26 protein-coding genes are annotated in these 26,186 nt (G+C 61.6%); 14 read left to right on the top strand and 12 right to left on the bottom strand.

All coding sequences use genetic code 11. The annotated features are described in order from the left end of the window. Nucleotides 1-333 precede the first annotated feature (333 nt). Complete coding sequence (locus Q0603_RS11970; RefSeq protein WP_298725914.1) at nt 334-960, bottom strand: FMN-dependent NADH-azoreductase; 627 nt, start codon at nt 958-960, stop codon at nt 334-336. A gap of 109 nt (nt 961-1,069) precedes the next feature. Between Q0603_RS11970 and Q0603_RS11965 the strand changes: the two genes are divergently transcribed. After that, nucleotides 1,070-1,987 (top strand): LysR family transcriptional regulator, encoded by a 918-nt coding sequence (locus tag Q0603_RS11965; protein WP_298725912.1) that lies wholly within the window; start codon nt 1,070-1,072, stop codon nt 1,985-1,987. 32 nt (nt 1,988-2,019) lie between these two features. Here Q0603_RS11965 and Q0603_RS19370 read toward each other — a convergent pair whose 3' ends face one another. Both Q0603_RS19370 and Q0603_RS11960 read right to left on the bottom strand, forming a co-directional pair. After that, a complete protein-coding gene (locus Q0603_RS19370) occupies nt 2,020-2,571 on the bottom strand; it encodes an AAA family ATPase (RefSeq protein WP_366132609.1) in 552 nt (183 codons plus the stop codon). A gap of 116 nt (nt 2,572-2,687) precedes the next feature. Further along, nucleotides 2,688-4,039 (bottom strand): IS3 family transposase gene (locus Q0603_RS11960; RefSeq protein WP_298725910.1). Its coding sequence is split into 2 segments (ribosomal slippage): nt 2,688-3,703 and nt 3,703-4,039, totalling 1,353 coding nucleotides; the frame shifts between segments, so codons are not numbered across the junction. A 474-nt stretch (nt 4,040-4,513) separates the two neighbouring features. Here Q0603_RS11960 and Q0603_RS11955 point away from each other — a divergent pair. Genes Q0603_RS11955 through Q0603_RS11925 form a run of 7 tightly spaced genes read left to right on the top strand, consistent with a single transcriptional unit; the run spans nt 4,514 to nt 10,528 of the window. After that, complete coding sequence (locus tag Q0603_RS11955) at nt 4,514-4,969, top strand: SUF system Fe-S cluster assembly regulator (protein ID WP_298725908.1); 456 nt, start codon at nt 4,514-4,516, stop codon at nt 4,967-4,969. A 20-nt stretch (nt 4,970-4,989) separates the two neighbouring features. Beyond that, entirely contained in the window at nt 4,990-6,447 is a 1,458-nt protein-coding gene (gene sufB / locus Q0603_RS11950) for a Fe-S cluster assembly protein SufB (RefSeq protein WP_298725905.1), read from the top strand. A 26-nt stretch (nt 6,448-6,473) separates the two neighbouring features. Continuing rightward, nucleotides 6,474-7,223 carry a Fe-S cluster assembly ATPase SufC gene (sufC, locus tag Q0603_RS11945; RefSeq protein ID WP_298725903.1) on the top strand — a complete coding sequence of 250 codons (750 nt, stop codon included), beginning with the start codon at nt 6,474-6,476 and terminating at the stop codon, nt 7,221-7,223. A gap of 12 nt (nt 7,224-7,235) precedes the next feature. Then, nucleotides 7,236-8,537, top strand: a complete 1,302-nt coding sequence (gene sufD / locus Q0603_RS11940) for a Fe-S cluster assembly protein SufD (protein ID WP_298725901.1) — start codon at nt 7,236-7,238, stop codon at nt 8,535-8,537. Continuing rightward, complete coding sequence (locus Q0603_RS11935; RefSeq protein ID WP_298725899.1) at nt 8,534-9,790, top strand: cysteine desulfurase; 1,257 nt, start codon at nt 8,534-8,536, stop codon at nt 9,788-9,790. The genes sufD and Q0603_RS11935 overlap by 4 nt, the downstream gene beginning before the upstream one ends. Further along, the gene (locus Q0603_RS11930) at nt 9,790-10,149 is read left to right on the top strand and encodes an SUF system Fe-S cluster assembly protein (protein WP_298725897.1); all 360 of its coding nucleotides are present in this window, start codon (nt 9,790-9,792) and stop codon (nt 10,147-10,149) included. Before Q0603_RS11935 ends, Q0603_RS11930 begins: the two co-directional genes overlap by 1 nt. 13 nt (nt 10,150-10,162) lie before the next feature. Next, a complete protein-coding gene (locus Q0603_RS11925; protein ID WP_298725895.1) occupies nt 10,163-10,528 on the top strand; it encodes an iron-sulfur cluster assembly accessory protein in 366 nt (121 codons plus the stop codon). An 11-nt stretch (nt 10,529-10,539) separates the two neighbouring features. On the opposite strand, the gene Q0603_RS11920 is transcribed toward Q0603_RS11925, so the two are convergent. Continuing rightward, a complete protein-coding gene (locus tag Q0603_RS11920) occupies nt 10,540-12,126 on the bottom strand; it encodes a hypothetical protein (protein WP_298725893.1) in 1,587 nt (528 codons plus the stop codon). Between the two features lie 107 nt (nt 12,127-12,233). Here Q0603_RS11920 and Q0603_RS11915 point away from each other — a divergent pair, with 107 nt between their 5' ends. From Q0603_RS11915 to Q0603_RS11905, 3 genes are read left to right on the top strand one after another with little or no spacing between them, the layout of a single operon-like run. Then, on the top strand, nt 12,234-12,971 hold the full coding sequence (locus Q0603_RS11915; RefSeq protein WP_298725891.1) for a class I SAM-dependent methyltransferase: 738 nt from the start codon (nt 12,234-12,236) through the stop codon (nt 12,969-12,971). Then, complete coding sequence (locus tag Q0603_RS11910) at nt 12,968-13,927, top strand: glycosyltransferase family 2 protein (RefSeq protein WP_298725887.1); 960 nt, start codon at nt 12,968-12,970, stop codon at nt 13,925-13,927. Before Q0603_RS11915 ends, Q0603_RS11910 begins: the two co-directional genes overlap by 4 nt. Then, nucleotides 13,924-14,259: an SMR family transporter gene (locus tag Q0603_RS11905; protein WP_298725885.1), complete on the top strand. Its 336-nt coding sequence runs from the start codon at nt 13,924-13,926 to the stop codon at nt 14,257-14,259. The genes Q0603_RS11910 and Q0603_RS11905 overlap by 4 nt, the downstream gene beginning before the upstream one ends. Here the strand turns inward: Q0603_RS11905 and Q0603_RS11900 are convergent. The 6 genes from Q0603_RS11900 to ugpB form a co-directional block, all read right to left on the bottom strand. Continuing rightward, nucleotides 14,256-15,383, bottom strand: a complete 1,128-nt coding sequence (locus Q0603_RS11900) for a DegT/DnrJ/EryC1/StrS family aminotransferase (RefSeq protein WP_298725882.1) — start codon at nt 15,381-15,383, stop codon at nt 14,256-14,258. The two genes, Q0603_RS11905 and Q0603_RS11900, sit on opposite strands and share 4 nt — an antisense overlap. Before the next feature lie 9 nt (nt 15,384-15,392). Continuing rightward, the gene (locus tag Q0603_RS11895) at nt 15,393-16,370 is read right to left on the bottom strand and encodes an NAD-dependent epimerase/dehydratase family protein (RefSeq protein WP_298725880.1); all 978 of its coding nucleotides are present in this window, start codon (nt 16,368-16,370) and stop codon (nt 15,393-15,395) included. A gap of 97 nt (nt 16,371-16,467) precedes the next feature. After that, complete coding sequence (locus tag Q0603_RS11890) at nt 16,468-17,547, bottom strand: sn-glycerol-3-phosphate import ATP-binding protein UgpC (RefSeq protein WP_298725878.1); 1,080 nt, start codon at nt 17,545-17,547, stop codon at nt 16,468-16,470. 9 nt (nt 17,548-17,556) lie between these two features. Next, nucleotides 17,557-18,414: a sn-glycerol-3-phosphate ABC transporter permease UgpE gene (ugpE, locus tag Q0603_RS11885; RefSeq protein ID WP_298725876.1), complete on the bottom strand. Its 858-nt coding sequence runs from the start codon at nt 18,412-18,414 to the stop codon at nt 17,557-17,559. Next, complete coding sequence (gene ugpA, locus Q0603_RS11880; RefSeq protein WP_298725874.1) at nt 18,414-19,295, bottom strand: sn-glycerol-3-phosphate ABC transporter permease UgpA; 882 nt, start codon at nt 19,293-19,295, stop codon at nt 18,414-18,416. The genes ugpE and ugpA overlap by 1 nt, the downstream gene beginning before the upstream one ends. A gap of 76 nt (nt 19,296-19,371) precedes the next feature. Further along, nucleotides 19,372-20,712, bottom strand: a complete 1,341-nt coding sequence (gene ugpB, locus Q0603_RS11875; protein ID WP_298725872.1) for a sn-glycerol-3-phosphate ABC transporter substrate-binding protein UgpB — start codon at nt 20,710-20,712, stop codon at nt 19,372-19,374. 120 nt (nt 20,713-20,832) lie between these two features. On the opposite strand from ugpB, the gene Q0603_RS11870 reads away from it, so the two are divergent. After that, nucleotides 20,833-21,564, top strand: coding sequence for a SprT family zinc-dependent metalloprotease (locus tag Q0603_RS11870; RefSeq protein WP_298725870.1), 732 nt, complete (start codon nt 20,833-20,835; stop codon nt 21,562-21,564). Nucleotides 21,565-21,568: 4 nt separating this feature from the next. Further along, nucleotides 21,569-22,783 (top strand): multidrug effflux MFS transporter, encoded by a 1,215-nt coding sequence (locus Q0603_RS11865; RefSeq protein ID WP_298725867.1) that lies wholly within the window; start codon nt 21,569-21,571, stop codon nt 22,781-22,783. Here Q0603_RS11865 and Q0603_RS11860 read toward each other — a convergent pair. Together Q0603_RS11860 and Q0603_RS11855 are read right to left on the bottom strand one after the other, a co-directional pair. After that, complete coding sequence (locus Q0603_RS11860; RefSeq protein WP_298725865.1) at nt 22,773-23,804, bottom strand: alpha/beta fold hydrolase; 1,032 nt, start codon at nt 23,802-23,804, stop codon at nt 22,773-22,775. The two genes, Q0603_RS11865 and Q0603_RS11860, sit on opposite strands and share 11 nt — an antisense overlap. Nucleotides 23,805-23,806: 2 nt before the next feature. After that, nucleotides 23,807-25,873 (bottom strand): penicillin-binding protein 1A, encoded by a 2,067-nt coding sequence (locus tag Q0603_RS11855; protein ID WP_298725863.1) that lies wholly within the window; start codon nt 25,871-25,873, stop codon nt 23,807-23,809. 170 nt (nt 25,874-26,043) lie between these two features. Here Q0603_RS11855 and Q0603_RS11850 point away from each other — a divergent pair, with 170 nt between their 5' ends. Next, nucleotides 26,044-26,184, top strand: a complete 141-nt coding sequence (locus Q0603_RS11850) for a hypothetical protein (protein WP_298725861.1) — start codon at nt 26,044-26,046, stop codon at nt 26,182-26,184. Nucleotides 26,185-26,186 lie beyond the last annotated feature (2 nt).

Raw genomic sequence — 26,186 nt, 5'->3', positions numbered from 1 at the left:
TCCTCCTAGGTATTCAAACTGGGTCCGCATATTCAGGCGCATTCGATCTGGCGCCGGGGAACCAGACTTGGATTGATACTGATCCTCAGGGCTTCACCACGATATCCATCCGGAATCTTGGACAGGAGCATGGCCGAGTAGAGTTCCCGGGTGGGCAGTTCAGCCCCACCCAGATTGCACCGGGTGGGGCCGCCGAGCTGTATGCGCGAGTATCCCGCCCTGCAATTCAGGTGGTGAATACTGGGAATTCTCGCCTGGAGGTCATCACCAGATATATGGACCGGCCTCGGTTCACACCCTGATCAGTTCTCACGAGTGTCCAGAGGCCTTGGCCTAGGCCGGTACTGCCAACTGGCGGACTGTGTCGCCAATTTGTGAACGGGCAGCCTCTATGGCGCTTTCTCGTGCATCCGGTCCAAACGCCAGCCTTTCGGCCCGGACGAAGGTGATGTCGAAGATGCCAATGAAGTTCAGCATCGTACGGAGGTGCGGTTCCTGCGCATCCATGGCCTGGGCTGGTCCCGCGCTGTAAAGGCCACCCCGAGTCAGAATGACAATGGCCCGCTTTCCGGTGATTAGCCCCTTCGGACCAGCGTCCGCATAGCTAAAGGTGACTCCCGCCCGCAGTACGTAGTCAAACCAGGTCTTCAGTGTTGACGGTATGCCGAAGTTATACATCGGCGCTCCGATTACGACGACGTCCGCTGACCGCAGCTCGTCAATTAGTTGGTCAGACAGGGCTCGAGCGTCGATCTGCTCCGCATTCTTCGGTTCGGCGCCACGAATCACCGCAACTGCATTGGCGGTCAGATGGGGAATTGGATGGGACGCCAGGTCGCGAGTGATCACCCGAAGATGAGGATCGGTTGCGCGGAGTTCGGCAACCGCATCATCTACCAATTGGTTGGATGCGGACTCTGTGCCCAGCACGCTATTTAGGAGAACGAGTGCGGTTGACATGGCGGAATATCCCTTTGGTGCCTCTACTCCGGGGCAACATAGGTACGCCATGTACACACCAGAATAGGCGCCATCAGCACCAAGCTGTTGCACATTGGGGAACACCTTCATGGACCTGGACGACATGCGTTGCTTTGTTGACGTGCTAGAATCGGGAGGTTTCAACCTCGCGGCGAAGCGCCTTGGCATCTCGAAATCGGTTGTCAGTCGCCGAATTTCAAAGATCGAGGCCGAACTCGGTGCCCGGCTACTTAGTCGGACAACGAACGGAATGAGCCCGACTGAAGCGGGGTTTGAGTTTAAGGCGCGGTGCGAGCGGATTCTCGCCGAGTTCGATATGGCGCGTGAGGTTGTCGCTCAGCACGGCGCCGAAGTGGTTGGTCGTCTGCGAATTTCCGCGCCGCAGTCATTTGGGGTTCGTCACGTCACGCCCGTTCTTGCCGACATGGCAAAACGCCACCCGAAGCTCGAAATTGATGTTTCCTTCAGTGACCGAAGCGTTGACCTGATCAGCGAGGGGTTCGACGCCGCTATCCGGATTGGTTCGCTCCAGGATTCCAGCCTTGTTGCCCGCAGGATAGCACCGGTAAGGTCGGCACTGGTTGCCAGCCCCGGTTACCTTGCCCAAAGAGGACGGCCGAGTACTCCAACCGACCTTACAAACCACGACTGCCTCATATATTCGGGTCGGAATGGCACCGATTGGAAATTTCGCTCCGGAGGGCGCTGGGTCTCGGTTCGACCGTCCGGGCGGCTGCGGGCTGATAGCGGCGAGACAATCGTTGAATGGGCTGTGGCTGGCTTAGGTATCGCCGACGTCCCGACATTCCTGCTCAATGATCAGTTTGAGAGTGGCGCGCTGGAGCCACTGCTTCTAGACTACTCGACCGAGGATTACGGAATATTTGTGGTTCGACCGCCTGGAAGCCATGTTCCGGGCAAGGTGCGGGTCCTAATCGAGAGTCTTGTTGAACGCTTCGGTGGCGAACCTCATTGGGATAGGTGCCTTATGCAAATGGCCACCTAGGCTGCTTGACCCAGAGCGAAATTTGCTCCGGCTTAGACTCCAAACAGTTTATCGGCCACTGCTTGGAATCGCGCGATGTCGCCAGCCTGTATCACCTCGAAGGAGGAATTGGCTTTAGCAGCGTAGTCTCTAGCTAACGCCTGAGCTCGGTCTTGGTGCAAGGCGAGTATCTCTGATGTCCTCTCCGGTCGCTGCCTGGCAGTATCCGCTGCGCGGCGGCGGGCGATGCTCTCTGAAGCATCACGAATGTACACGAATGCACTTAGGTTAAGGCCGATAATGATATCTAGGGGAACGTCGACTATGCCACTGTCGGAATCGATCACAGTGTGACCATCGAATATGACGCCATATCCCTGATTTGCTGCCCGAAACTCAGCAAAACCTTCAATCAAGCCCGCCTGGGTATCCTGAACGCTATTTGCTGCGCCACGTCTGAGGTCTTCCCCAGATCGTCCACTTCGGTCTTGCAGGATACGGCCTGCGCTGATGGATAGTATATTTGGGCGTATACTGAGATACTGCCGAATGAGCGTCGTTTTGCCGACACCCGATATGCCGAATACTCCGAGAGCGGGCAACACTAGATCGGGAATCCCAAGTTCAGCATTGACCGGAGGGCGGCGTGTCCGTCGTCAGGGTTTTTGGGACAACAGGCGGCGTGAGCTAACGGAGGCTCTTGTCCATCAGGTTTGTCACATTAGGCCGCTGCATCTCGATGAAGCAAGCGGCGCTGTTTGATGGTTTCGCTTTTGATCCTTTCCCTTTCCAGCGTGATGATATCGCCGCGCCCGAAGTAGACGTCGGCAGGGGTGAGATTGTCGAGGCTCTCGTGGTAGCGGCGGTGGTTGTAGTGATCGACGAACGCCGCGACCTGCTGCTCGAGATCACCCGGCAGGAAGTAGTTTTCGAGCAGGATGCGGTTCTTCAACGTCTGGTGCCATCGCTCGATCTTGCCTTGGGTCTGAGGATGGCAGGGCGCCCCGCGCGTATGTTCCATGCCCTTGTCGGATAGCCATGCGGCCAGATCGGAAGAGACGTAAGAGGGGCCGTTGTCGGACAACAGCCGCGGCCGCTGCACCACCTTGGCGCTGTCGCAGCCAGAAGCCTGCAGCGCGATGGTCAGCGTGTCGGTGACGTCCTCGGCCTTCATCGTGGTGCACAGCTTCCAGGCGATAATGTAGCGAGAGAAGTCGTCGAGCACGGTCGACAGGTAGAACCACCCCCAGCCGATCACCTTCAAGTAGGTAAAGTCGGTCTGCCAGAGCTGGTTGGGCGCCGTCGTCTTGTCGTGGAACTCATCGGCGGCCTTGATGACGATGAAGGCGGGGCTGGTGATCAGGCCGTGGGCCTTGAGCAGGCGATAGACTGAGGATTCCGAGACGAAGTAGCCCCTCGTGTCGGTGAAGGTGACCGCCAGTTCCCGTGGCGACAGCTCCGGCTCGTTCAACGCCAGCTCAATGATCTGATCGCGTTTCTCCTCGGGGATGCGGTTCCAGACCCGGTTCGGCCGGGGCCTGCGATCCTCCAGCGCATCGACACCGCCGGCCAGGAAACGGTCATACCAGCGATTGAAGGTCGAGCGCGGAATACCGAGTTTTTGCAGCGTGCGCCGCGCCGACAGATGCGACTGCTCGACGAGCCGAATGATCTCCAGCTTCTCGGATGCGGGGTATCTCATTCGTCGTCGCCCCCATCCGCAATCATGCTTTTTTTAAGAATCCGCAGTTCCAGCGCCTGCTCGGCGACGACCTCCTTGAGATCGCGCGCCTCCTTGCGCAGAACCTTCACCTCGTCGCTGGTGGCGGCGCGCGCCGTATCCCCGGCAAGCCGCTTCTTGCCGGCTTCCAGGAATTCCTTCGACCAGGTGTAATAAAGGCTCTCCGCGATCCCCTCGCGCCGGCACAGCGCCGCGATCGACTCTTCGCCGCGCAAGCCCTCCAGTACGATGCGGATCTTCTCCTCGGCCGAATATTGCTTGCGGGTTGCGCGGCGGATGTCTTTGATGACCTGCTCTGCCGGCGCTTTCCCGGTTCCGGATTTCTGTCTCATCTTCGCTCCTTTGAAAGGCTACGATGAACCAGAAATCCTCCGTTCTCAGTTAAGCCGATTTGGTCCCATCAGTGCTGACGCCGGACAGAGGGTGATTTAGCCGGATTTCTCGACCGTCTGATTGCCGCCTCAACATCTGGGCAGGCGATCTGGCGTATGGCTCGTGTCCTGCGACACGCGAATAATCACACCTCTGGACCGCAAAATGAGGCCTGGAGAGCGGAAATCGAAAGCCGAATGCACGGGCTGCGGTCGATTTCGGGCTGAAAACTGGGCCAAAAGTGGTTACGGCAACTCTGAAAATTCAGGAACGCTAATATGAAAAATGTCGGGTTCCTCTGAAATCCCAGACCGATCCGCCTGCTTGACTTTGTCTATCGGGAAATCATCTTGCAAACCAGACCGATTTGGTCTTATTTGCGCGCCAATCCTGACCGATCCGGTCGGAATTTGAAATTGCGAAGGATTTGCAAGATGTTGCGTCTGAGCCGACTGGCCGATTACGGCGTCATGGTGATGGCCCACATCGCCTCCGAGCCCCAGGGCGTGCATAACGCCACGGATGCTGCCGCAGCGACGGGCCTGCCCGGTCCGACCGTGGCCAAGATCATGGCGAAGCTGAGCAAGGCGGGCCTCTTGGCCTCCCAGCGCGGCGCCCATGGCGGCTATCGCCTGGCCAGCCCGCCCGCTGAGGTTTCGGTGGCCGATATCGTCACCGCCTTGGACGGCCCGATCGCCCTGACGCAATGCTCCAGCGGGCCAAGTGCCTGCGACCGTGAAAACCTCTGCGTCTCCCGGCGCGGGATCAATCGCGTCAATACCGCGATCCGCACCGCGCTGGAGGGCGTCACGCTGGCCGAACTTGCAACGCCTTATGACTTCTTCGGCCCCTATCCGCCGCGTCCCAATGCGGCTGTATCCAACGCCTGAGTAAAGGACAGGTTCGCCCCATGCCTGCCAATCTCGAAACCATCGAAACCGTCCGCAATCTCGGCGGTGAATACAAATACGGCTTCGTCACCGACATCGAATCCGAGAAGCTGCCCAAGGGGCTGAGCGAGGATACGATCCGCTTCATTTCGGCCAGGAAGCAGGAGCCGGAATGGATGCTGCAATGGCGGCTGAAGGCTTATCGCGCCTGGCTGAAGATGGCGGATAAGGGCGAACCGGCCTGGGCCAAGGTCAGCTATCCCAAGATCGACTTCCAGGACATCCATTACTACGCCGCGCCAAAGAAGAAGACGCTGAAGAGCATCGACGAGGTCGATCCCGAATTGCTGGCAACCTACGAGAAGCTCGGCATTCCGCTGAAGGAGCGCGAAATCCTCGCCGGGGTCGCCGTGGATGCCGTGTTCGACAGCGTGTCAGTCGCCACCACCTTCAAGGACAAGCTGAAGGAACTGGGCATCATCTTCTGCTCGATGTCGGAAGCGGTCCGCGAGCATCCGGAGCTGGTGCAGAAGTATCTTGGCTCGGTCGTGCCGATCACCGACAATTTCTATGCCACGCTCAATTCGGCGGTGTTCTCCGACGGCTCCTTCGTCTATGTGCCGCCGGGCGTGCGCTGCCCGATGGAACTGTCGACCTATTTCCGCATCAACGAGGCCAAGACCGGCCAGTTCGAGCGTACCCTGATCGTCGTCGATAAGGGCGCCTATGTTTCCTACCTTGAAGGCTGCACCGCGCCGATGCGCGACGACAATCAGCTGCATGCGGCTGTGGTCGAGCTGGTGGCCATGGAAGATGCCGAAATCCGCTACGCCACGGTGCAGAACTGGTATCCGGGCGACAAGGAAGGCCGCGGCGGCATCTACAATTTCGTCACCAAGCGCGGCGCCTGCCGCGGCGCACGGTCGAAGATTTCCTGGACTCAGGTCGAAACCGGCTCGGCGATTACGTGGAAATATCCCAGCGTGATCCTGCAGGGCGACGACAGTGTCGGCGAGTTCTATTCCGTCGCGGTTGCCAATAATGCCCAGCAAGCCGACACCGGCACCAAGATGATTCATTTGGGCAAGAATACCAAGTCGACGATCATCTCGAAGGGCATCTCGGCGGGCAGGGCACAGAACACCTATCGCGGCCTGGTGCGGGTGATGCCGAATGCGCAGGGTGCGCGCAACTATTCGCAATGCGACAGCCTGCTGATCGGCGACCGCTGCGGCGGCCATACCGTGCCGTATATCGAAGTGAAGAACCGCAGCGCCAAGGTGGAGCACGAGGCGACCACCTCGCGGATCTCTGACGAGCAGCTGTTCTACTGCCGTCAGCGAGGTCTGTCGGAAGAGGATGCCGTCTCCACCATCGTCAACGGCTTCTGCAAGGAAGTGCTGCAGAAGCTGCCGATGGAATTCGCGGTGGAAGCCCAGAAGCTGCTTGGCGTCAGCCTGGAAGGCTCTGTCGGCTGATAAAAAGAATTTGAAGGACCTGCCCCATGCTTGAGATCAAGAACCTGCACGCCACCGTCGACGGCAAGGAAATCCTGCGTGGCATCGACCTGGTGATCAAACCCGGCGAAGTTCACGCGGTGATGGGACCGAACGGTTCCGGCAAGTCGACCCTGTCCTATGTGCTGACCGGCCGCGACGGCTATGAGGTCACCGAGGGCGACATCCTTTTCAACGGCCGCAGCATCCTGGAGCTTGAGCCGGAAGAGCGCGCTCGCGAGGGCATCTTCCTGGCCTTCCAGTATCCGGTGGAAATCCCTGGCGTTGCCAACGCCACCTTCCTGCGTTCGGCGGTGAATGCAGTGCGCAAGCACAAGGGCCTGCCGGACATGGACGCCATGACCTTCCTGAAGACGGCCAAGGCGAAGATGAAGCAGCTGCAAATGGATGAGAAATTCCTGCAGCGCGCCGTGAATATGGGCTTCTCAGGCGGCGAGAAGAAGCGCAACGAAGTGTTCCAGATGGCCATGCTGGAGCCCAGCCTGATGATCCTGGACGAGACGGATTCAGGCTTGGATATCGATGCGCTGAGGATCGTTGCCGAAGGCGTCAATGCGCTGCGCAGCCCGGAGCGCGCGGCTTTGGTGATTACCCACTATCAGCGCCTGCTGGATTACATCGTGCCGGATGTGGTGCATGTGCTGGCCAAGGGCCGTATCGTGAAGACCGGCGGCAAGGAGCTGGCGCTTGAGCTTGAGGCCAAGGGCTATGCCGATATTGTCGCGGATGCGGCCTGACGGAGAATGACGATGTCTGCCGCACCTTTCGTTGACACCATAGCCGAGGCCTACCGCGCCGCGGCGCCGGCGCTGCCCGGCGCGGAGCAGAGGGCTGTCGCGGCGCGCCGGCAGGCGGCAATGGAAGCGTTCCGCCGCCATGGCCTGCCGAACCACAAGCTCGAAAGCTGGAAATTCACCAGCCTGTCCGGTCTGGAAAAGCAGGCGTGGAGCCTGCCCGCCAATGAAGGCGGCATCGATGCTGCGCGCATCGAGGCTGCCGCGCTGGTTAGTGCGGACAGTTACCGGCTGGTCTTCATCAATGGCCGCCTTAACGCCGCCGCTTCCCGCCTGAACGGGTTGCCCGATGGCGCCACACTGCTGCCGCTGGCGCAGGCGGGCGATGCGCTGGCGGATGTGCTCGCCGGCGAGGGCGATGACAAGGCCGCCATTCTGGCAGAGCTGAACGCGGCGCTCGCCAGCGATGGCCTTGTGCTGCGTCTGCAGGACGGCGTTGTCCTCGACAAGCCGGTCGAGATCCTGGCTTTTGGTGCGCCCGCTCTGGTCAACCTGCGCCATCTGGTGCTGCTGGGCCGTGGCGCGCAGGCGACGATTGTCGAGGGCTACCGCGACAGCGGCATCGCCGCGCCGGGCTGGACGAATATCTTCTGCCGCATCGGCCTGGGCGAAGAGGCCAGGCTGACGCATGTCCGCGTGCAGGCTGAAAACCCGGCTGCCTATCATGCGGCCCTGGGGAAGGTCTCCATCGGCGCTGGTGCGCGCTACGCCCATGTCTCGCTGCAGGCCGGCGGCAATGTGGCTCGGCATGAACTGCATGCCGAGTTCGCCGGCAGCGGGGCGGAAGCCGATCTGCAGGGCCTAGTGCTGGCGCGTGGCACGGCGCATCTGGATCACACGCTGTATCTGCATCACGCCAAGCCCGACTGCCGCAGCAATCAGCTTTTCAAGCATGTGGTTGATGATCGCGGCCATGCCGTCTTCCAGGGCGGCATCCGCGTGGCGCCGCATGCGCAGAAAACCGATGCCCAGCAGCTCAGCCGCACGCTGCTGCTGGCCGACCGAGCCCAGATCGACACCAAGCCCGAGCTGGAGATCCTGGCTGATGATGTGAAATGCAGCCACGGCGCTTCCATCGGCGATCTCGACCCGCAGCAGGTCTTCTACATGAAGGCCCGTGGCATTGGTGACGATGACGCGCGCCGCCTGCTGCTCAGCGGCTTCGCCTATGAGGTGATCGCGGCCGTGCCGGAAGGCAATCTGCGCGACAAGGTCGAAGCGCTGGTCGAGGACTGGCTGAAGGCAGGTGCGGCATGAGTGCGCTGACTGCTCCCAAGGCGCCTGCAACGCCGGAATTCGATGTCGAGCGCCTGCGCGCCGATTTCCCGATCCTGTCGGAAAAGGTGCATGGCAAGCCGCTGGTCTTTCTCGACAGTGGAGCCAGCACGCAGAAGCCGAAGGTGGTCATCGATGCGATGAGCCACATGTATGAGCGGCTTTATGCGAATGTGCATCGCGGCATCTATCATCTGAGTCAGGCTGCGACCGATGAATTCGAGAAGGCGCGCGAGACCGTGGCGCGGTTCCTCGGCACGCCCGATAGCCGCGAGATCGTCTTCACCCGCAACGCGACCGAGGCGATCAACCTCGTGGCCTACAGCGCCATCTACAGCTTTTTGAAGCCGGGCGACGAGGTGGTGATCTCGCATCTGGAGCATCACGCCAATATCGTGCCCTGGCAGATGCTGCGCGACCGCCACGGTATCGTGCTGAAGGTCGCGCCGATCGACGATCGCGGAGCGCTGATCTGGGACGAGTTCATCAGGCTGCTGGGGCCGAAGACGAAGCTGGTTGCCATGGCCCATGTGTCGAACACGCTGGGCACCGTGCTGCCGGTGGCCGAGATCATCGCGGAAGCGCACAAGCATGGTGCGTTGGCGCTGATCGACGGCAGCCAGGCGGTGCAGCATATCCCGGTGGATGTGAAGGCGCTGGATGCCGATTTCTACGTCTTCACCGGGCACAAGCTTTATGGCCCGACCGGTATCGGCGTGCTCTATGGCAAGGCAGCGCTGCTGGAAAGCATGCAGCCCTGGCAGGGCGGCGGCGACATGATTCTGGCGGTCAGTTTCGACAAGACCGAGTACAATGAGATTCCGCATAAATTCGAGGCGGGCACGCCGGCTTTCGTCGAGGCGGTGGGGCTGGCAGCAGCCATCGATTATGTCCAGGGCATCGGGCTTGAGGCGATTGCCGCCCATGAGCATGATCTGCTCGTCTATGCCACCGAGAAGCTGAAGACGATCAACTCCCTCCGCATCATCGGCGAGGCCGAAGGCAAGGGACCGGTGATCTCTTTTGTGCTAAAGGGGCTTCACCCTCACGATATCGGTACCATTCTAGACCGCGAAGGCATCGCCGTGCGGGTGGGCCAGCATTGCGCCCATCCGGTGATGGACCGCTTTGGCGTGCCGGCCACCGTGCGGGCGTCCTTCGGGCTCTACAATACCCGGGCGGAGGTGGACGCCCTTTGTGCCGGGCTGCAGCGTGTCAGGGAGATTTTTGGGTGATGTCGGCCACTGGGGCAGAAAATACCGGCAAGGCGAAGAAGAAGGCGGTCAGCCCGGCCGACCTGCAGGAGCAGGTGGTGGAGGCGCTGAAGACCGTCTATGACCCCGAAATACCGGTTAACATTTACGAACTCGGCCTTATATACAATGTCGAGGTGAACGAGGCGCGCGACGTCAAGATCGAGATGACGCTGACCTCGCCGAACTGTCCGGCGGCGCAATCCATGCCGGGCGAGGTGGAGTACAAGACCCGCTCCATCGAAGGGGTCGGGGAAGTCAGCGTCGAGGTGGTCTGGGATCCGCCCTGGACGCCGGAACATATGTCCGAGGCGGCGCGCCTCGAACTGGGAATGATGTGAGGAGCCTGGAACCATGGCTGTGACGGAAACGGAAGTGAAGCGTCCCGCCTTCAAGGCGGTGACCTTGACCGACGCCGCCGCGGCGCGTATCCGCGAGCTGATCGAGAAGGCGGACAAGCCGGTGATCGGACTGCGCATCGGGATCAAGTCGAAGGGCTGCTCGGGCCTGTCCTACGACGTGAATTACGCCGAGGAGAAGGGCAAGTTCGACGAAGTGGTCGAGGATAAAGGCGTAACCGTCCTGATCGAGCCGAAGGCACAGATGTATCTGTTCGGCACCGAGATCGACTGGGTCGAGGACAAGCTGCAATCGGGCTTCGTGTTCCGCAATCCGAACGAGAAGGGCCGCTGCGGCTGCGGCGAAAGCTTCCACGTCTGACTACGGCCAGATCACGGCTTTTCCCGCCGGCGGTAGATCGTGTAGCGGTCGTAGTCGAGAATCTTGTCGTAATCCTCGAGCCGCTTCGCAAACAGCGGATTGCGCGAGAAGTAATCCAGATAGTTGAACGCCTCTTCCTGGCAGCGCGGCACGCCGGCCACGTTGTCGACGATCAGCAACGACGGCTTTTTCTTGTAGAAATCCTCCGGCACCGTGCGGAAGACGAAGGCTTCCGCCGGGCTCATCGATTCCGGCGGATTGTATAGCGGCGCCAGATCCTGGCATTCCGCATAAGCGCCCTGCAGCAACCACATGCTTTCGAACCGCATGGTCATCTGCAGCTTGGCATAGTTGATCAGCGGGAAATGCGGATAGATGCCGGGCGACAGGATCAGGATGCGGTCGTTGCGGGTTTCCTGCCTGACGATATGCAGCAGGCGGCGCAGCGACGAATCCCCGTATTCGAGCTGCTTGAAGAAGGGCCGGCTATGCAGGCCCTCCTGATAGAAGACCAGCAGCATCAGCGAGGCCGCAAACAGTTTGGCAGGGCGGGTATCACCGCGCTTGGGCCAGACGACGTGGTCCATCACATAGGCGATGATCACGCCGGCCAGCAGAAGTGTGAGAGCCTGTGCCGGCATGGCGTGATAGGGCCAACCTTTGGCCTGGGCGTAGGCCGAGAGCAGGCAGCCCATGCCCGCCAGGAAGATCACCCGTGCCAGATGCGACTGCACGGCCAGGAAGGCAGCGATCCCCAGCAGTGGCAGGACCAGCGTGGGTGGTCCGAGATTGGCGCCCAGCGCCAGATCCAGCAGGCTGTTCTGGCTGACGTCGCTGTAGAACGAATAAGCCAGCGGCAGCGCGACCGTGAAATATTCCGGCGTGACGATCAGCGCGAACAGCGCATGCGCGACGCAGACCGTCAGCACGGACCAGGGTGCTGGATCGCTGATCGTGCGGCGGAAGCCGATCTGCCACAGCACATACAGTTCGACGAAGAGCGGGATGCCGAGGAAGTAAGGTTTCATGGCGAAGCCGAAGCCGGCCATCAGTCCGGTGATGATCTTCAGCTTCTTCGACAGCTCCTCGCCATCGGCGCGGCCGCTGGCGACCAGCAGATAGGGCATGGCCAGCACCAACATGATGTGTTCGCGCTGGCTGAAGCTTTCGCCCGGATAGACGATCAGCAGGAACAGCAGCAGCAGCGGCAGCAGCGCATCCGCCGTGGTATGGGCTGGATCGAGGCTGGCGGCCAGCACCCAGCGGCAGGTCAGGAAGGAACAGGCAATTCCTAGGCCCAGCAGGGCGACCAGCACCGTGGTGCCAGGTAGGCCGGTGACTTTCGCGATGGCCTCGGGCAGCAGGTGAATGACGAAAACCAGCGGGGTGTTGATGTCGATGGCATCGACATAAAGCTGCCCGCCATTGAGCCAGATTTTGGAAATGTAAAGCAGCACCGCCGTGTCGTGGTTCAGCGGCGGAAAGAAATAGCCGATCAGCCATGCCGTGCAGACCGCCAGCACCAGGCCGTGCAGCAGCCGTGGCCAGTCCAGGCCGCGACGCCGGATCGCGTGGTCATGCAGGCGAGGCTGGTTCATGGGCTGGCGTCGGTCCCGGCCGAAACGGAGGCAAGACTGGTAAATATCAGGGCTGCTGGTAAACCATTCGCTAGCTTATAAGGCAAACCGGAAAAACGATACGGCGGATGGAGCGGCAGGAATACCACCGGATGGCGGCGCTGGAGGATACCATGTGGTGGTACCGCGCATTGCATGCCCGCCTTTGCGACCGCCTGGGGGAGGCAGGATTGCCGGCCGGCGCCGCCGTTCTCGATGCCGGCTGCGGCACCGGAGGGCTGCTGCGGCGCGCTGCAGCGGTGCACCCGCATCTGGCCTTCTCTGGCCTGGAATTCGATCCCGAGGCGGCCGCTCTGGCGCGTGCCAAGACCGGCCTGCCGGTCGGAACCGGTTCGGTCAATGCCATGCCCTACCCGGCCAACCGTTTCGATGCGATCGTCAGCGCCGACGTGCTGTGCCATGGCGGGGTACAGGAGGGGGCGGCGCTGGGGGAGTTCTGGCGCTGCCTCAAGCCCGGCGGCCATTTGCTGCTCAACCTGCCGGCCTATCAGTGGATGATGTCGGCCCACGACGCCCGGGTACACAATATCCGCCGCTATACGGCCGGGCAGGCGGCCGGGCTGGTCGCTGCAGCCGGGTTCGGCCAGGTGGCAACGGGCTATTGGAACAGCCTGCTGTTTCCGATAATGCTGCTGCACCGGCTCCTTGCCGGCCGCCGCGAGGCAGCCGACAGCGACGTCCGCGCCTTTCCGGTTTGGCAGGACCGGCTGTTTTTCACCATGACCGCCGTCGAGCGCCGTCTGGCTCGCCGCGGGCTCGGTCTGCCCTTCGGCGGATCGGTTTGGGTATGGGCCAGGAAGCCATGAACGAACCTGTTTTCGCGCTTTCGATCGTCGTGCCGGTCTATAACGGCGCCGACAGTGTGCCGAGACTGGTCGAAGCCCTGAGCCGGCTGGAGATTCCCGGCGGGCATGAGATCGTGCTGGTCAACGATTGCAGCCCCGACAACTCCCTCGATGTCTGCCGCGATTTATGCCGCCGCAATGAGGTGGCGCTGACGGTGGTGAACCTGGCGCGGAATTTCGGCGAGCATAACGCGGTGATGGCGGGCCTGGCGCAGGCGCGCGGCGCCTACATCATCACCATGGACGACGATTTGCAGAACCCGCCGGAGGAAGTGCTTCGGCTGTGGCAGTACACGAAGGAAAACGGCTTCGACGTCGTCTACACCTATTACGCCGAGAAGCAGCATGCGGCCTGGCGCAATCTGGGCAGCCGCTTCACCAACTGGTGTGCCGATTTCCTGCTCGACAAGCCGCGCGGGCTGTATCTGTCCAGCTTCCGCTGCATCAGCGCGTTCACGGCGCATAACGTGGTCGCGCATACCGGGCCGTTTCCCTATATCGACGGCCTGATCATGCAGGTGACGCAGAAGATCGGCCGGTTGCAGGTCGAACATCTGCCGCGCGCCAAAGGGCACAGCAACTACACGCTGCGGCGCCTGGTGCGGCTGTTCCTGTCGATGTTTCTGAATTTCTCGGTGATGCCGCTGCGCGTCGGCACGATGCTCGGCTTCGTCATGGCCGCTCTCGGATTGGTCGCCTTCGTGATCATCCTGATCGAGGCTTTATCGGGCAACACGCCAAGGGGCTATCCCTCCGTCATGGCGGCGATCCTGCTGCTGGCGGGTGTGCAGCTCATCATGCTCGGTCTGGTCGGCGAATATCTCGGCCGGCTGTTTCTGACCATCAACAAGAAGCCGCAATTCATCGTACGCGACATCGAGCGCAATCCGCGCGCCATCTCTGGAGGGCAGTCATGACGCTGTTTTATCTGGCGCTGGCTGCAGGCATCCTGCTGGGTGTCGCCGGGCAGATGCTGCTGAAGTCGGGTGCCGGAGGCGAAACGCTGCTGCAGCAATTCCTGGCGCCGCAATCGGTCTTTGGCCTTGCGCTCTACTTCGCAGCTGCCGTCTTCTACATGCTGGCACTGCGCAAGATCCCGGTCTCAGTCGCTTTTCCGAGCGTATCGTTGTCATACGTGCTGGTCGCGCTGCTCGGCTTCTGGCTCTACGGCGAAGCGCTGACGCCCTCGAAGCTTGTCGGCATTGCGCTGGTCTGTATCGGCGTCTTCCTGATCACGCGGTCGGCTTAAATCTCGCTCCAGATATTTCTGAGGGCGACGATCACCGCTTCCACCTCGGCGTCTTGCAGCTGCGGATACATCGGCAGGCTCAACACGCTCTTGGCCGCCCGTTCGCTGCGCGGCAGGCCGCCGGGACCTAACGCGATCCGGCCCTTATAGGCTGGCTGCAGATGCACCGGCATCGGGTAATGCACAAGCGTGCCAATACCGCGTTCCTTCAAGCGGGCCTGGATTTCGTCGCGGTGTTCGCCGGCATCGATAACGTATTGATGGTAAACCGGCATCGCGCCCGGCCGCGTCTGCGGCAGGCCCAGGCCGACCAGGCCACCCAGGCCCTGCATATAACGCTCCGCGATGGCGCGCCGACGGGCGATATCTTCCGGCAGGCGGGTCAGCTTGACGCGCAGGATCGCCGCCTGCAGCGGATCGAGACGGCTGTTCATGCCGGCAATGGCGCTGATGTAGCGTTCCCGCCAGCCATATTCGCGCAGCGCCCGCAGCGTCCCGGCGAGCGCCGCATCATCTGTCGTGATGATGCCGCCATCGCCGACCGCACCGAGATTCTTGGTTGGATAGAGGCTGTAGGCGGCGGCCTTTCCCCAGCGGCCAACCATGCGCCCCCCCAGCGTGGCGCCATGAGCTTGGGAATTGTCCTCCAGCATGACCAGGCCATGCCGCTCGGCGATCTCCTGGATGGTCGTCATCGCCGCGGGTTGCCCATAGAGATGCACGGGAACGATCGCCTTGGCTTTCGGTGCGTTCACCGGCCATTGATGCAACAGACTGTGCAGGGCCTCCGGATCCATGGTCCAGTATTCGTCCACATCGATAAGGACAGGCATGGCGCCGGTCAGTTCGATGGCGGCGACGGTGGCGACCGCCGTATGGGATACCGTGATCACCGCATCGCCCGGCCCGATACCCAGCCCGCGCAGGGCGACGATCAAGGCGTCCGTTCCGCTGGCGACTGCGACAGCATGAGCAGAGCCGGTATAGGCGGCAAATTCACGTTCGAACGCGGCCACCTCTTCGCCCTGGATATACCAGCCGCTATCGAGCACGCGCTGGATCGCCGCATCGATCTCGGCCTTTTGCGCCAGATAGGCGGCCTTGGGATTGGTCTGCGGGATCATGATCGTCGCTCAGAGGTAATGACTGGCATGCTGGCGATAGTAGGCGACCGTTGCCGCTAGCCCATCTTCCAGTGAGGTTTTAGGTTGCCATCCTGTAGCGGCGCGAAAGGCGCGGTCATCGGCCACGTAATCGCCAATGTCGATCTTTTTGCGCTCGGCTGGGAATTCCAGCAGATCATAGCGACCCTGGCCCGCCACGCGGATCAGCATATCGGCCAGATCCTTCAATGAGACCGGCGGACAGCCGCCAACATTATAAGCCTGGCCGATGGTGGCATCCTGCTCCGCAGCCGCAATGAGAGCCGAGACAAGATCGTCGACGAAGGTGAAGTCGCGTTTCTGCGTACCGCCCCAGACTTCGAAACGGCTGTTTTCGATGACATGGCGAATCCACACGCCCAAGAAGGTTTGCTTGGCATCACGAATGCGCATACGAGGGCCGTAGACATTCGTCAGACGAAGGGCCGTCGCACGTAATCCATAAATACGCGCATACAGCAGATGATAGGTCTCCGCGGCGAATTTATGGACGCCGTTGATATCAGGCGGCGCGATGGGATGTTTTTCGTCAACCGGCAGATATTGTGGCAGGCCGTAGAATTGCCGGGTCGAGCTAAAGACCAGCCGCGCCTGCGGATTGACGCGTCGAATGAGTTCGAGGAAACGCAGGTTGGCTTCCTGATTGAGCCGCAGATCTTCCAGCGGCTGCTGCATCGAATCCATATGCGAGGTCTGACCGGCGAGATTGAAGATTACGGCCGCGTCGCGGACGGCTGCTTCGATTGCGGCTTCGGCGCCAATATCAGCTTCAATCAGGGTCAGATTTTTCGGCGCGTTCGAGAGATTGAAAGGGTTGGCGCCGTACTGCGCCAGCATGCGGTCGACAACGGTCACCGCGGCACCGAGCCTTGTCAGATGCAAGACCAGATTCGAGCCGATGAAGCCCATTCCCCCGGTGACGACCACCGGCCTGTCGCGCCATGCCATCGCTTCCAATCGCCTCGAATGCTCAGTCGCCGGACCAGGGATCGGTCCATGGCGCGATTATGCCGAAGGCGATTGGACCTGTCAGCGGCCGCTACCGCTAGACGGCGATGCGCAGGCCGCTTTCCTTGTCGAAGAGATGCGCCAGGGTGATGTCCGTGATCAGGCCGGGCTTGGAATGATCGTGATAGCCGGCATAGCTCGGGACACGGGCGACCAGTTCCTCGCCAGCGATCTTGCCGTGCAGCAGGGTGTCGGCGCCCAGCTCTTCGGCAACATCGACTTCGAGCATGAGATGCGGCGTTTCGCCCGGGCGGGCGGTGCGCAGATGCTCGGGGCGAATGCCGAGGGTGTACTCACCCGGCGGAACCGACCAGGCCGTCGGCAAGGCCAGCGCAGTGCCATCGGAGAGGACGGCCCGCGGGCCGCCGCTGCCATTCTCGACACGGCAGGACAGGAAGTTCATCGCCGGCGAGCCGATGAAGCCGCCGACATAAGTCGTGGCCGGGCGGGCATAGACCTCATGCGGCGCACCGATCTGATCAGCGCGGCCCAGATTCATCACGACCAGACGGTCAGCCAGGGTCATCGCCTCGACCTGATCGTGGGTCACATAGATCGAGGTCACGCCGAGCTGCTGATGCAGCCGCTTGATCTCAAGGCGCATCTGCACGCGCAGCTTGGCGTCCAGGTTGCTGAGCGGCTCGTCGAACAGGAAGACGCTGGGTTCGCGCACGATGGCGCGGCCCATGGCCACGCGCTGGCGCTGGCCGCCGGACAATTCGCGGGGCTTGCGCTGCAGATAGGGCTGCAGCTGCAGGATCTCGGCGGCGCGCTGCACGCGCTTCTCGATATCCGACTTGCTCATGCCACGGATGCGCAGACCGTAGGACATGTTCTCGTAGACGCTCATATGCGGATAGAGCGCGTAATTCTGGAACACCATCGCGATGTCGCGATCGCGCGGCTCGATATCGTTGACCACGCGGTCACCGATGGAAATCGTGCCTTCGGTGATGGCCTCCAGGCCGGCAATCATGCGCAGCAGCGTGGACTTGCCGCAGCCAGAAGGGCCGACGATGACGATGAACTCGCCATCCTGGATTTCCATATCCACGCCATGAATGGCCTTCACCTGGCCATAGCTTTTCTTCACGCCTTTCAGCGTCACCTTCGCCATATCGGGCGCTCACTTTTCCGTTTCGACAAGACCTTTAACAAACCAGCGCTGCATCAGTACGACCACAACGACCGGCGGCAGCAGGGCAAGCACTGCCATCGCCATGATCAGCGGCCATTCCTCATAGGCGTCCGGCGCCCGCATCAGGCGGCCGATTGCGAGGACGATGGTCTGGTATTCCGGCGCGGCCGCAATCAGCAGCGGCCAGAGATACTGATTCCAGCCATAGATGAACTGGATCACGAACATCGCAGCAATGCTGGTGCGGCTCAGCGGCACAAGGACATCCCAGAAGAAGCGCATGGGACCAGCACCGTCGATGCGAGCGGCTTCGACCAGTTCATCCGGCACGGTCATGAAGAACTGCCGGAACAGGAAAGTGGCGGTTGCCGAGGCGATCAAGGGCAGCACCAGGCCCGTATAGGTGTCGAGCAGGCCCAGATCGGCGACCACCTTGAAGGTGGGGATGATGCGTACTTCCACCGGCAACATCAGGGTGATGAAGATCATCCAGAAGAAGAAGGTCCTGAGCGGGAAGCGGAAGTAGACGATGGCAAAGGCGGACAGAAGGGAAATGATGATCTTTCCGACCGCGATGGAGATCGCCATGATCAGGCTGTTCGACATCAGCAGCAGTGCCGAGGTGCCGCGGCCGACGCCCACGATCTTCGGGCCTTCCAGCAGCGCATTCGCCATGTTGGTGAAGAACTCGCTGCCCGGCAGCAGCGGCATCGGCACCTGGGAGATGCCGGCCAGGTCGTGCGAGGCGGCGATGACGGCCAGATAAATCGGGAAGGCGACGATCAGAACCGTCACGATCAGGATCAGGTGGCCGACAAAATCGGCGATAGGTCGACGCTCGATCATCAGTAGTGGACCTTACGCTCGATGTAACGGAACTGGATCACCGTCAGGCCGATGACGATGGCCATGAGGATCACAGACTGTGCCGAAGAACCGCCCAGATCCTGCGCCTCGAAGCCGTCGTACCAGACCTTATAGACCAGGATTTCGGTGGCCTTGGCCGGACCGCCGCGGGTCAGCGAATGGATCACGCCAAAGGTCTCGAAGAAGGCGTAGACCACATTCACCACGATGAGGAAGAACAGGGTCGGGGACAGCAGCGGCAGGACGATGGTCCAGAAGCGCCGCACCGGTCCGGCGCCGTCGATGGCGGCAGCCTCGATCAGGGATTTCGGGATCGACTGCAGGCCGGCGAGGAAGAACAGGAAGTTGTAGGAAATCTGCTTCCAGGTCGCCGCGACGACGACGACGAACATCGCCTGCGCGCCGTTGAGATGGAAGTTCCAGTCCACGCCCATCTGCTGCAGCAGGTAGGCGACGATGCCGGGACCCGGCAGGAAGACGAAGCCCCAGAGCGCACCTGCGACGGCGGGTGCTACGGCATAGGGCCAGATCAGGAAGGTCTTATACAGCGTCGCCGCGCGGATGATGCGATCGGCGGTAACAGCAAGCAGCAGCGACAGCGAAAGGCCGATGACCGTCACCAGCGTGCTGAACAACGCGGTGACCTTGAAGGAGTTGAGGTAATATTCGTCTTCGAAAAGCGCGATAAAGTTGTCGAGGCCGACAAAATGGCTGCTGACGCCAAAAGCGTCCTCGCGCAACACCGACTGCACGATTGCCTGGCTGGCCGGCCAGAAGAAGAAGATCACCGTAATTGCGATCTGCGGCGCAACCAGCAGGTAGGGCAGGTATTTGTTGTGAAAGACGACTCTTTTTTCCATAGGGCGCCATAGAAAATGCCCGCGCCTTGCATTGTCAAGGCGCGGGCTGTGTTTGGGGGGAACCTAGTTCCCTATCTTACCGCTTGACGTCCCGTTCGAACTGGCGGAGCAAGCGGTTACCGCGCTCGACCGCGGTATCCAGGGCTTCCTTGGGCTGCTTCTTGCCGCTCCAGACCGCCTCAAGCTCCTCGTCCATCACGTCGCGGATCTGGACGAAATTGCCAAGGCGCAGGCCCTTGGAGTTTTCGGTCGGCGGGTTCAGCGTCATCTGCCGTACCGATACGTCGGTACCCGGATTGGCCGCATAGAAACCGGACGACTTGGTGGTTTCATAGGCCATCGGGGTGATCGGCAGATACCCGCTCTTGGTGTGCCAGAACACTTGGTTCTCGGTCGCAGCCAGGTAGTCGAAGAACTGGGCAACGCCCTTGTATTCTTCAGGCGTGTGGCGCGCCATCACCCACAGCGAAGCGCCGCCGATGATGGAGTTCTGCGGCGCGCCCTGAACGTCCGAATAATACGGCAGCATCGCCATGCCCCACTTGAACGGCGCCTTGGTGAAGGAGGCATAACCGGCAGAGCTTTCCATCAGGATGGCGCATTCGCCCGAGGCGAACTTGCCGTTCGGCTCGTTCTTGCGGCCGCCATACACCATCAGGCCTTCCTTCATCCAGTTGGCGAGAGTGGTGATGTGGCGGACATGCAGCGGGCTGTTGAACTTCAGCTCGGTGTCCAGGCCGTCCAGGCCGTTCGCCTTGGTGGCGAAGGGCACGTTGTGCAGGGCCGAGAAGTTCTCGAGGTGCACCCAGGTCTGCCAGCTGGTGATGAACGGGCAGGTGCTGCCCGACTCCTTCAGCTTCTTCAGCGCCGGTTCGAATTCCTGCCAGGTTCTCGGCGGTTTCTCCGGATCAAGGCCCGCCTTCGCGAAGGCGTCCTTGTTGTAATACATGATCGGCGTGGAGGAGTTGAACGGATAGGACAGCATCTTGCCGTCCGAGGTGCTGTAATAGCCGGTCACCGAAGTGATGTAGGTGCTCGGATCGAACTTGTAGCCGTTCTCCTGCATCAGCTGGTAGACGGGCTTGATGGCGGCGCGGGAGGCCATCATCGTGCCGGTGCCGACTTCGAAGACTTGCAGGATATGCGGAGCCTTGCCGGCGCGGAACGCGGCCATGGCGGCCGTCATGGCTTCCGGATAGTTGCCCTTGTTCGTGGCAATGACCTTGTACTTGTCCTGGCCCTTGTTGAAGCCTTCGACGAGCTGGTTCAGCAGCTCGCCGCGGGCGCCGGCCATCGCATGCCACCAATGAATTTCAATGCGGTTATCCTGCGCAAGCGCCTGGCCGGCGCCTGCCAAGATCGCCGTGCCAGCGAGCAGCGTCACGGCTGCGCGCGCGAGTTTCCCTGCAGATTTCATTCTGTTGTCTCCGATGCTAATGAATCGTCCCAGAGTCGAGAGAGGCGGGCCCTTTTTTATGGTTGGTTCGACGACAGTCGTGGGTCACTTATATGACACTTATATGACAGGAACCCAGCCTTGACCAAGCCTTCTTCGGCGCCTCTTGTAATTAGTCACGACCGGCTGGTGGTCGGCGAGCGCAGTTTTCCGTTTGAAATCCGCCGCAATTCGCGCGCGCGGCGGATGCTGCTGCGGGTGATGCCGAGAGATGGGGCGGTGATCCTGGTGCTGCCGACTCGGGCCAGCCTGCGTTCAGGGCAGCGATTCGTCGCCGAACAGGCCGAGTGGATTCTTGCGCGGCAGGATGAACGGCCTCAAGTCCAGCTCTGGCATGACGGGGCGATTCTGCCGCTGAATGGTGCGCCGCATATCATTCGTCATCGCCCGGATGCGCGCGGCGGTGTCTGGGTCGAGGGCAAGGAAATCCATGTCAGCGGGCAGGCCGAGCATCTGCCGCGACGTCTGCGCGACTGGCTGAAGCGGCGTGCGCGGGATGAGTTCGGCGCCGCGGCACGGCAGATGGCGGCTGAGCTCGGCGTCAAGATCAGTCGTATCACCGTGCGCGATACGCAAAGCCGCTGGGGCAGCTGCTCTGCCCATGGTCATCTGTCATTCTCCTGGCGCCTGCTGCTCGCTCCGCCGGTAGTGACCCGCTATCTCGTGGCGCATGAGGTGGCGCATCTGAAGCATATGGACCACAGCCCGGCCTTCTGGCGGCTTTGTGCCCAACTGCTCGGCAGCGAAAACGAACTGCGCACGGCGCGAACCTGGCTGCGCCGGCATGGCGCGGCGCTCCATCTGCACGGCTGACATCATGCGACCATTGCGAGGGGATTCGACGGCGCTGGTCGTCTTGCTGGGCTGCGTGACCGCACTTGGTCCGCTGAGCACGGACATGTATCTGCCCTCATTGCCGGCGATGGCGGACATCTTTGCGGTGGATGCCGCTGCGGTACAGCTCACGCTAAGCGCCTTCCTGGCCGGCTTTGCCGTCACACAGCTTATCTATGGACCGGTTTCGGATCGTTACGGCCGCCGGCCAACCTTGCTGTTCGGCATCGCGCTGTTTTCACTTGCCTCCATCGGCTGCGCGCTGGCAGGCAGCATCGAGTGGCTGATCTTCTGGCGTTTCCTTCAGGCGCTGGGCGCCTGCGCAGGTGTCGTGCTGGGACGCGCCATCGCGCGCGATCTGTTCGAAGGCGCGCAAGCGGCGAAAGCACTGTCGCTGATGGCAATGACGCTGGGGCTGACACCGGCGGTCGCGCCGATCCTGGGCGGCTATCTGCAAAGCTGGTTCGGCTGGCAGGCAAATTTCCTCGCCATGGCGGCGGCAGGCGTGGCGCTTGGTCTATGCGTGCTGTTGCTGCTGGCGGAAAGCAACCAGCACCGCAATCCGGCGGCAACCCGGATCGGGCCGATGCTGCGCAACTTCGCCAGCCTGATCGGACATGCCCGCTACCGCGGCTACGTGGGCTGCGTGGCTTTCTCCTATGGCGGGATGTTCGCCTTCATCTCAGGCTCGTCGTTCACCTTGCGCAGTGTCTTCGGCGTGGGTGAAACCACGTTCGGCTATTGCTTCGCGCTCATCGTGTTCGGCTATCTCGGCGGCGGCATGGCCGGCGCGAGGCTGACAACGCGGATGGGCGTGGACCGGATGCTGGGGCTTGGCACGGCAAGCTGCGCCTTGGGCGGTATCGTCATGGCAGTGCTGCAGACCTATGCCTGGGCCAACGATCTGGCATGGCACTGGCTGAGCATGATCGCGCCGATGATGCTGTTCACCTTCGGGCTGGGCCTGACGATGCCGCAGGGACAGGCTGGCGCATTGCAGCCATTTCCCAAAATGGCAGGCAGCGCGGCATCGCTGATGGGATTTGCGCAGATGACCACCGGGGCGGTGGTCGGCATTTTCGTTGGCCATGCGCTGAACGAGACAGCGCTGCCGCTCAGCTATACGATCGCGGCGATGGGAACGGCGACGTTTCTGTCCTATCTGCTGATCATCCGGCGGACGGCGGTTACGGACTGAGCTTTTTCAGCAGCCACTCGCTCAACTGACTGAGTATGCCGGGATCGATATCGCCTTCGATACCCGGGTCCTCATCGCTTTGCAGCCGTTTCAAATTGTGGCTGGTGCGCGGCAGCATCAGAAGCGCATGGTCATCGTTGCTGCGCTCCCGCAAGGCGCGGTCGAGCGCCAGCGCGTCATACTTGGGCGATATCTGGCGATCCGCATCGCCCTGCAGGAGGAGTACCGGCCCGGAAAAGCCTTGCGCCAGGGCGACCGGATCAAGCCGCAGCTCGGATTGCAGGAAGGGGCCGATATAGGCTGGATATAGGCCCGCAAGGCCTGGTGGCACGTCGCTTGGCACTTCACCGGTTTCGGCGATCGCCTTGAGGACCCTGTCATTCGCCGCGACGAAGTAGCGCCGCTGTGCTGGTGTTGCCTTTTGTTCAGTCAGCAGGCGTTCAAGCTGTTCGCGGATGACGAGATCGATCTTGCGGCCGGCTGTTGAAGCCAGCACCAGGGCGCGCGGCGTTTCCGTACCACGCAAGCGGCTGGCGAGATCGAGCACGATCAGGCCGCCCTCGGAATGACCCAGCAGGCCTACCTTGTCGGCATCCACGATCCCCTGACCGCGCAGGAAGTTGTAGGCGGCGAAAGCGTCGTCGATGAAGCGCTCCCAGGCGAAGAAGGTTTTGTAATCCTCAAGATTCGCCGGACGGTGGGAAGCATTGGCGTGCATGCCGCGCTTGTCGTAGCGCAGAGAGGCAATGCCGTTCTGCGCCAGTGCATCGGCGATCTGCCGCAGAAGGTCAGGGCGCAAGACTGGCGGCTGATTGCCGTCACGGTCGGTCGGGCCGCTGCCCTGGATCAGCACGACACCCGGAATCTTGAAGGTGATGTTTGCCGGAATGGTGAGGGTGCCAGCCAGTGGCGTGCCATCGTTGCTGTTTAAGATGACCTGCTGGTTGAGGATGGTTTCGGCCGCACGCAGATCGCCGATCCCCCCTATCATCAGGGCAAGGAGAAATAGAAAGTGTCTCATCGTTACTGATTTACAGGCTGTGGCCCGACTTGCCAATTCAATCGTGGCTCATTCGTCTGCGCGGCTGGCTCGGCGATATTGGCCTTGGGGGGCGCTGGGGGTGGCGGCGGAGCGGCGGGATTGGTGCTGGCTTGGGCGCCGCCGCTGAAGGTGCGGACGAGACGGTCCCAGAAGGATTGCAGATTGACGCTGCGATCCGGCGGCTCTGGCAGACCGCGAACCGGCTGCCCTTTGAGCGCGGCGCTCATGAAGCTGCGCCATATCTGCGCCGGAAGACCGCTGCCGGAGACTTTCTTCATTTCACTGTTGTCGTCGTTGCCGACCCAGACCGCGGTGATGAGGTCTGGCGTGTAGCCGACAAACCATGCGTCGCGATAATCCGAAGTGGTGCCGGTCTTGCCGGCTGCCGGGCGGCCGATCTGTGCCGCGCGGCCGGTGCCGCGTTCCATGACGGCGCGCAGAAGATCGTTCAGATCGCCCAGCGTGTTGGAAGGGATCATGTGGGCGTAAGCGCCGCCCTGAGTGCGGCGGTACAGCACACGGTTCTGCGTGTCGCGGATTTCCAGAATGCCATAGGGCTGCACGGCATAGCCGCCATTGGCGAAAGCGGCATATGCGGCAGTCAGTTCCAGCACGCCGACCTCGAAAGAACCCAACGCCAAAGAGGGATGCGGTTTCAGATTGCTGGTGATGCCCAGCAGGCGCGCCACCTCGATGACCTTCTCGCGGCCAACCCGTTCGCTGACCTGAACCGCGACGGTATTGATCGACTGCGCGATGGCATCGCGTACCGTTACCGTTCCGGCATACCGGCCGTCATAATTTCGCGGCTGCCAGTTGGAGACGCTGATCGGCCCATCGACGAAGGTATCGTCGGGCGTGACGCCGTTCTCAAGCGCGGCCAGATATACGAAGGGCTTAAAAGCCGAGCCCGGCTGCCGGCGCGCTTGCGTTGCGCGATTGAAGGGGCTGTCGAGATAGTCGCGTCCACCCACCATGGCGCGGACGGCGCCGTCCGGCGCCAGCGTCACCAGCGCCCCTTGTTCGACATTCAGCTTCGCGCCATGGCGCTCCAGGGCATCGTCAAGCGCGCGTTCGGCAGCGCCTTGCAGACGGGAATCCAGGGTGGTGTAGACAATCAGATCGGGATGATTGCGGCCGATAAGCTGATAGACCTCTTCCACTGCCCAGTCGGCAAAGTAACGCGCATTGGGCAGCGGCAGTCGGGAACGCGCCAGTTGTGCTGGCCTGGCGATGGTTGCTTCGGCCATTTCGGCGGAGATGTAGCCAGCATCGGCCATGTTGCGCACCACCTGTGCAGCGCGCGACTGCGCGGATTTGATGTTGCCGGTGGGTGCAAGACGCGAGGGCGCCTTCAGCAGGCCAACCAGCATCGCGGATTCCGCAAGTGTCAGTTTGGTCGCGGGCTTGTCGAAATAGCGTTGTGCCGCCGCTTCGACGCCATAGGCGCCGGCGCCGAAATAGACACGGTTGAGATACATCTCAAGGATCTGATCCTTGGTGAACTTGTTCTCGAGCGAAAACGCCAGCAGCAATTCCTGCACCTTGCGCTTCAAGGTGCGGTCGCGGTCGAGAAAGACGTTCTTGGCCAATTGCTGGGTCAAGGTCGAGCCGCCTTGCACCACGCGGCCGGCGCGCAAGTTGGCATACGCGGCCCTGAGCAGGCCGATGGGATCGAGGCCGAAATGGCTGTAAAAGCGGCGGTCCTCGGTTGCGATCAGGGCCTGCGGCAGGTGTTTGGGCAGGGCGCGGAGCGGCTGGTGTTCGCCGTAAAGGTCGCCATAGGTCGCCAGCACCATGCCGTCGGCCGCCTTCAGGGTCATCGAGCTGCGCCGCTCGATGACGTAGAGTTCGTCAAATTCGGGGAGGTCGTAAGCGAACCAGCCGACTATTGCGCCCAGTGCGACGGCACCCCAGATCCCGGCCAGCAGAGCCAGGCGCGCGATCCGCCCCAGCCAAGACGGGCGACTGCCGCGCCGGCGGGACTGGCCTGATTTATTGCCGTTGGAGGGCTTGCTCTTCTTCGACGAACGCGGCTGGCGGGCCATAACGGGCCATATAACTCATTGTTGTGACGGGCGACCTGGACCGCCCATTCCCCTCGATGGGGGCTGTGTGGCAGCCGAATGTGTCGGGTTTAGGGCACCAGGATAACCGCCAAGGGGTTGACGTCTTGTGAACAGTCGTATGTTATAAAATAACAAAAGGATCGGTACTGATGGCATCTCATCCCCCTACGGACGACTACCGGCTCTCCGTCGCGGTTCTGGCGGCGGGAATATGGCAGCGCATGGCCGTGCTGCTGCCGGTAATTGCGCTGCTTTGGGCAGCCATCGGCTGGGCTTTGGCAGGCGAGTAGGC

Source organism: uncultured Ferrovibrio sp. (genome assembly GCF_937960835.1).
Taxonomy (GTDB): domain Bacteria; phylum Pseudomonadota; class Alphaproteobacteria; order Ferrovibrionales; family Ferrovibrionaceae; genus Ferrovibrio.
This window is presented reverse-complemented; position numbering and strand designations above follow the sequence as displayed.

Bases quoted from the DNA above. Each gene is read 5' to 3' on its own strand.
- Q0603_RS11920 (WP_298725893.1), bottom strand. From the start codon at position 12,126: ATGAACCAGCCTCGCCTGCATGACCACGCGATCCGGCGTCGCGGCCTG.
- Q0603_RS11895 (WP_298725880.1), bottom strand. From the start codon at position 16,370: ATGGCATGGCGCGACAGGCCGGTGGTCGTCACCGGGGGAATGGGCTTC.
- Q0603_RS11965 (WP_298725912.1), top strand. From the start codon at position 1,070: ATGGACCTGGACGACATGCGTTGCTTTGTTGACGTGCTAGAATCGGGA.
- Q0603_RS11850 (WP_298725861.1), top strand. From the start codon at position 26,044: ATGGCATCTCATCCCCCTACGGACGACTACCGGCTCTCCGTCGCGGTT.
- Q0603_RS11910 (WP_298725887.1), top strand. From the start codon at position 12,968: ATGAACGAACCTGTTTTCGCGCTTTCGATCGTCGTGCCGGTCTATAAC.
- Q0603_RS11935 (WP_298725899.1), top strand. From the start codon at position 8,534: ATGAGTGCGCTGACTGCTCCCAAGGCGCCTGCAACGCCGGAATTCGAT.
- ugpB (WP_298725872.1), bottom strand. From the start codon at position 20,712: ATGAAATCTGCAGGGAAACTCGCGCGCGCAGCCGTGACGCTGCTCGCT.
- Q0603_RS11915 (WP_298725891.1), top strand. From the start codon at position 12,234: ATGGAGCGGCAGGAATACCACCGGATGGCGGCGCTGGAGGATACCATG.
- Q0603_RS11930 (WP_298725897.1), top strand. From the start codon at position 9,790: ATGTCGGCCACTGGGGCAGAAAATACCGGCAAGGCGAAGAAGAAGGCG.
- sufC (WP_298725903.1), top strand. From the start codon at position 6,474: ATGCTTGAGATCAAGAACCTGCACGCCACCGTCGACGGCAAGGAAATC.
- Q0603_RS11905 (WP_298725885.1), top strand. From the start codon at position 13,924: ATGACGCTGTTTTATCTGGCGCTGGCTGCAGGCATCCTGCTGGGTGTC.
- sufB (WP_298725905.1), top strand. From the start codon at position 4,990: ATGCCTGCCAATCTCGAAACCATCGAAACCGTCCGCAATCTCGGCGGT.
- Q0603_RS11955 (WP_298725908.1), top strand. From the start codon at position 4,514: ATGTTGCGTCTGAGCCGACTGGCCGATTACGGCGTCATGGTGATGGCC.
- Q0603_RS11970 (WP_298725914.1), bottom strand. From the start codon at position 960: ATGTCAACCGCACTCGTTCTCCTAAATAGCGTGCTGGGCACAGAGTCC.
- Q0603_RS11855 (WP_298725863.1), bottom strand. From the start codon at position 25,873: ATGGCCCGCCAGCCGCGTTCGTCGAAGAAGAGCAAGCCCTCCAACGGC.
- Q0603_RS11860 (WP_298725865.1), bottom strand. From the start codon at position 23,804: ATGAGACACTTTCTATTTCTCCTTGCCCTGATGATAGGGGGGATCGGC.
- Q0603_RS11865 (WP_298725867.1), top strand. From the start codon at position 21,569: ATGCGACCATTGCGAGGGGATTCGACGGCGCTGGTCGTCTTGCTGGGC.
- Q0603_RS11900 (WP_298725882.1), bottom strand. From the start codon at position 15,383: ATGATCCCGCAGACCAATCCCAAGGCCGCCTATCTGGCGCAAAAGGCC.
- ugpA (WP_298725874.1), bottom strand. From the start codon at position 19,295: ATGGAAAAAAGAGTCGTCTTTCACAACAAATACCTGCCCTACCTGCTG.
- Q0603_RS11890 (WP_298725878.1), bottom strand. From the start codon at position 17,547: ATGGCGAAGGTGACGCTGAAAGGCGTGAAGAAAAGCTATGGCCAGGTG.
- Q0603_RS11925 (WP_298725895.1), top strand. From the start codon at position 10,163: ATGGCTGTGACGGAAACGGAAGTGAAGCGTCCCGCCTTCAAGGCGGTG.
- ugpE (WP_298725876.1), bottom strand. From the start codon at position 18,414: ATGATCGAGCGTCGACCTATCGCCGATTTTGTCGGCCACCTGATCCTG.
- sufD (WP_298725901.1), top strand. From the start codon at position 7,236: ATGTCTGCCGCACCTTTCGTTGACACCATAGCCGAGGCCTACCGCGCC.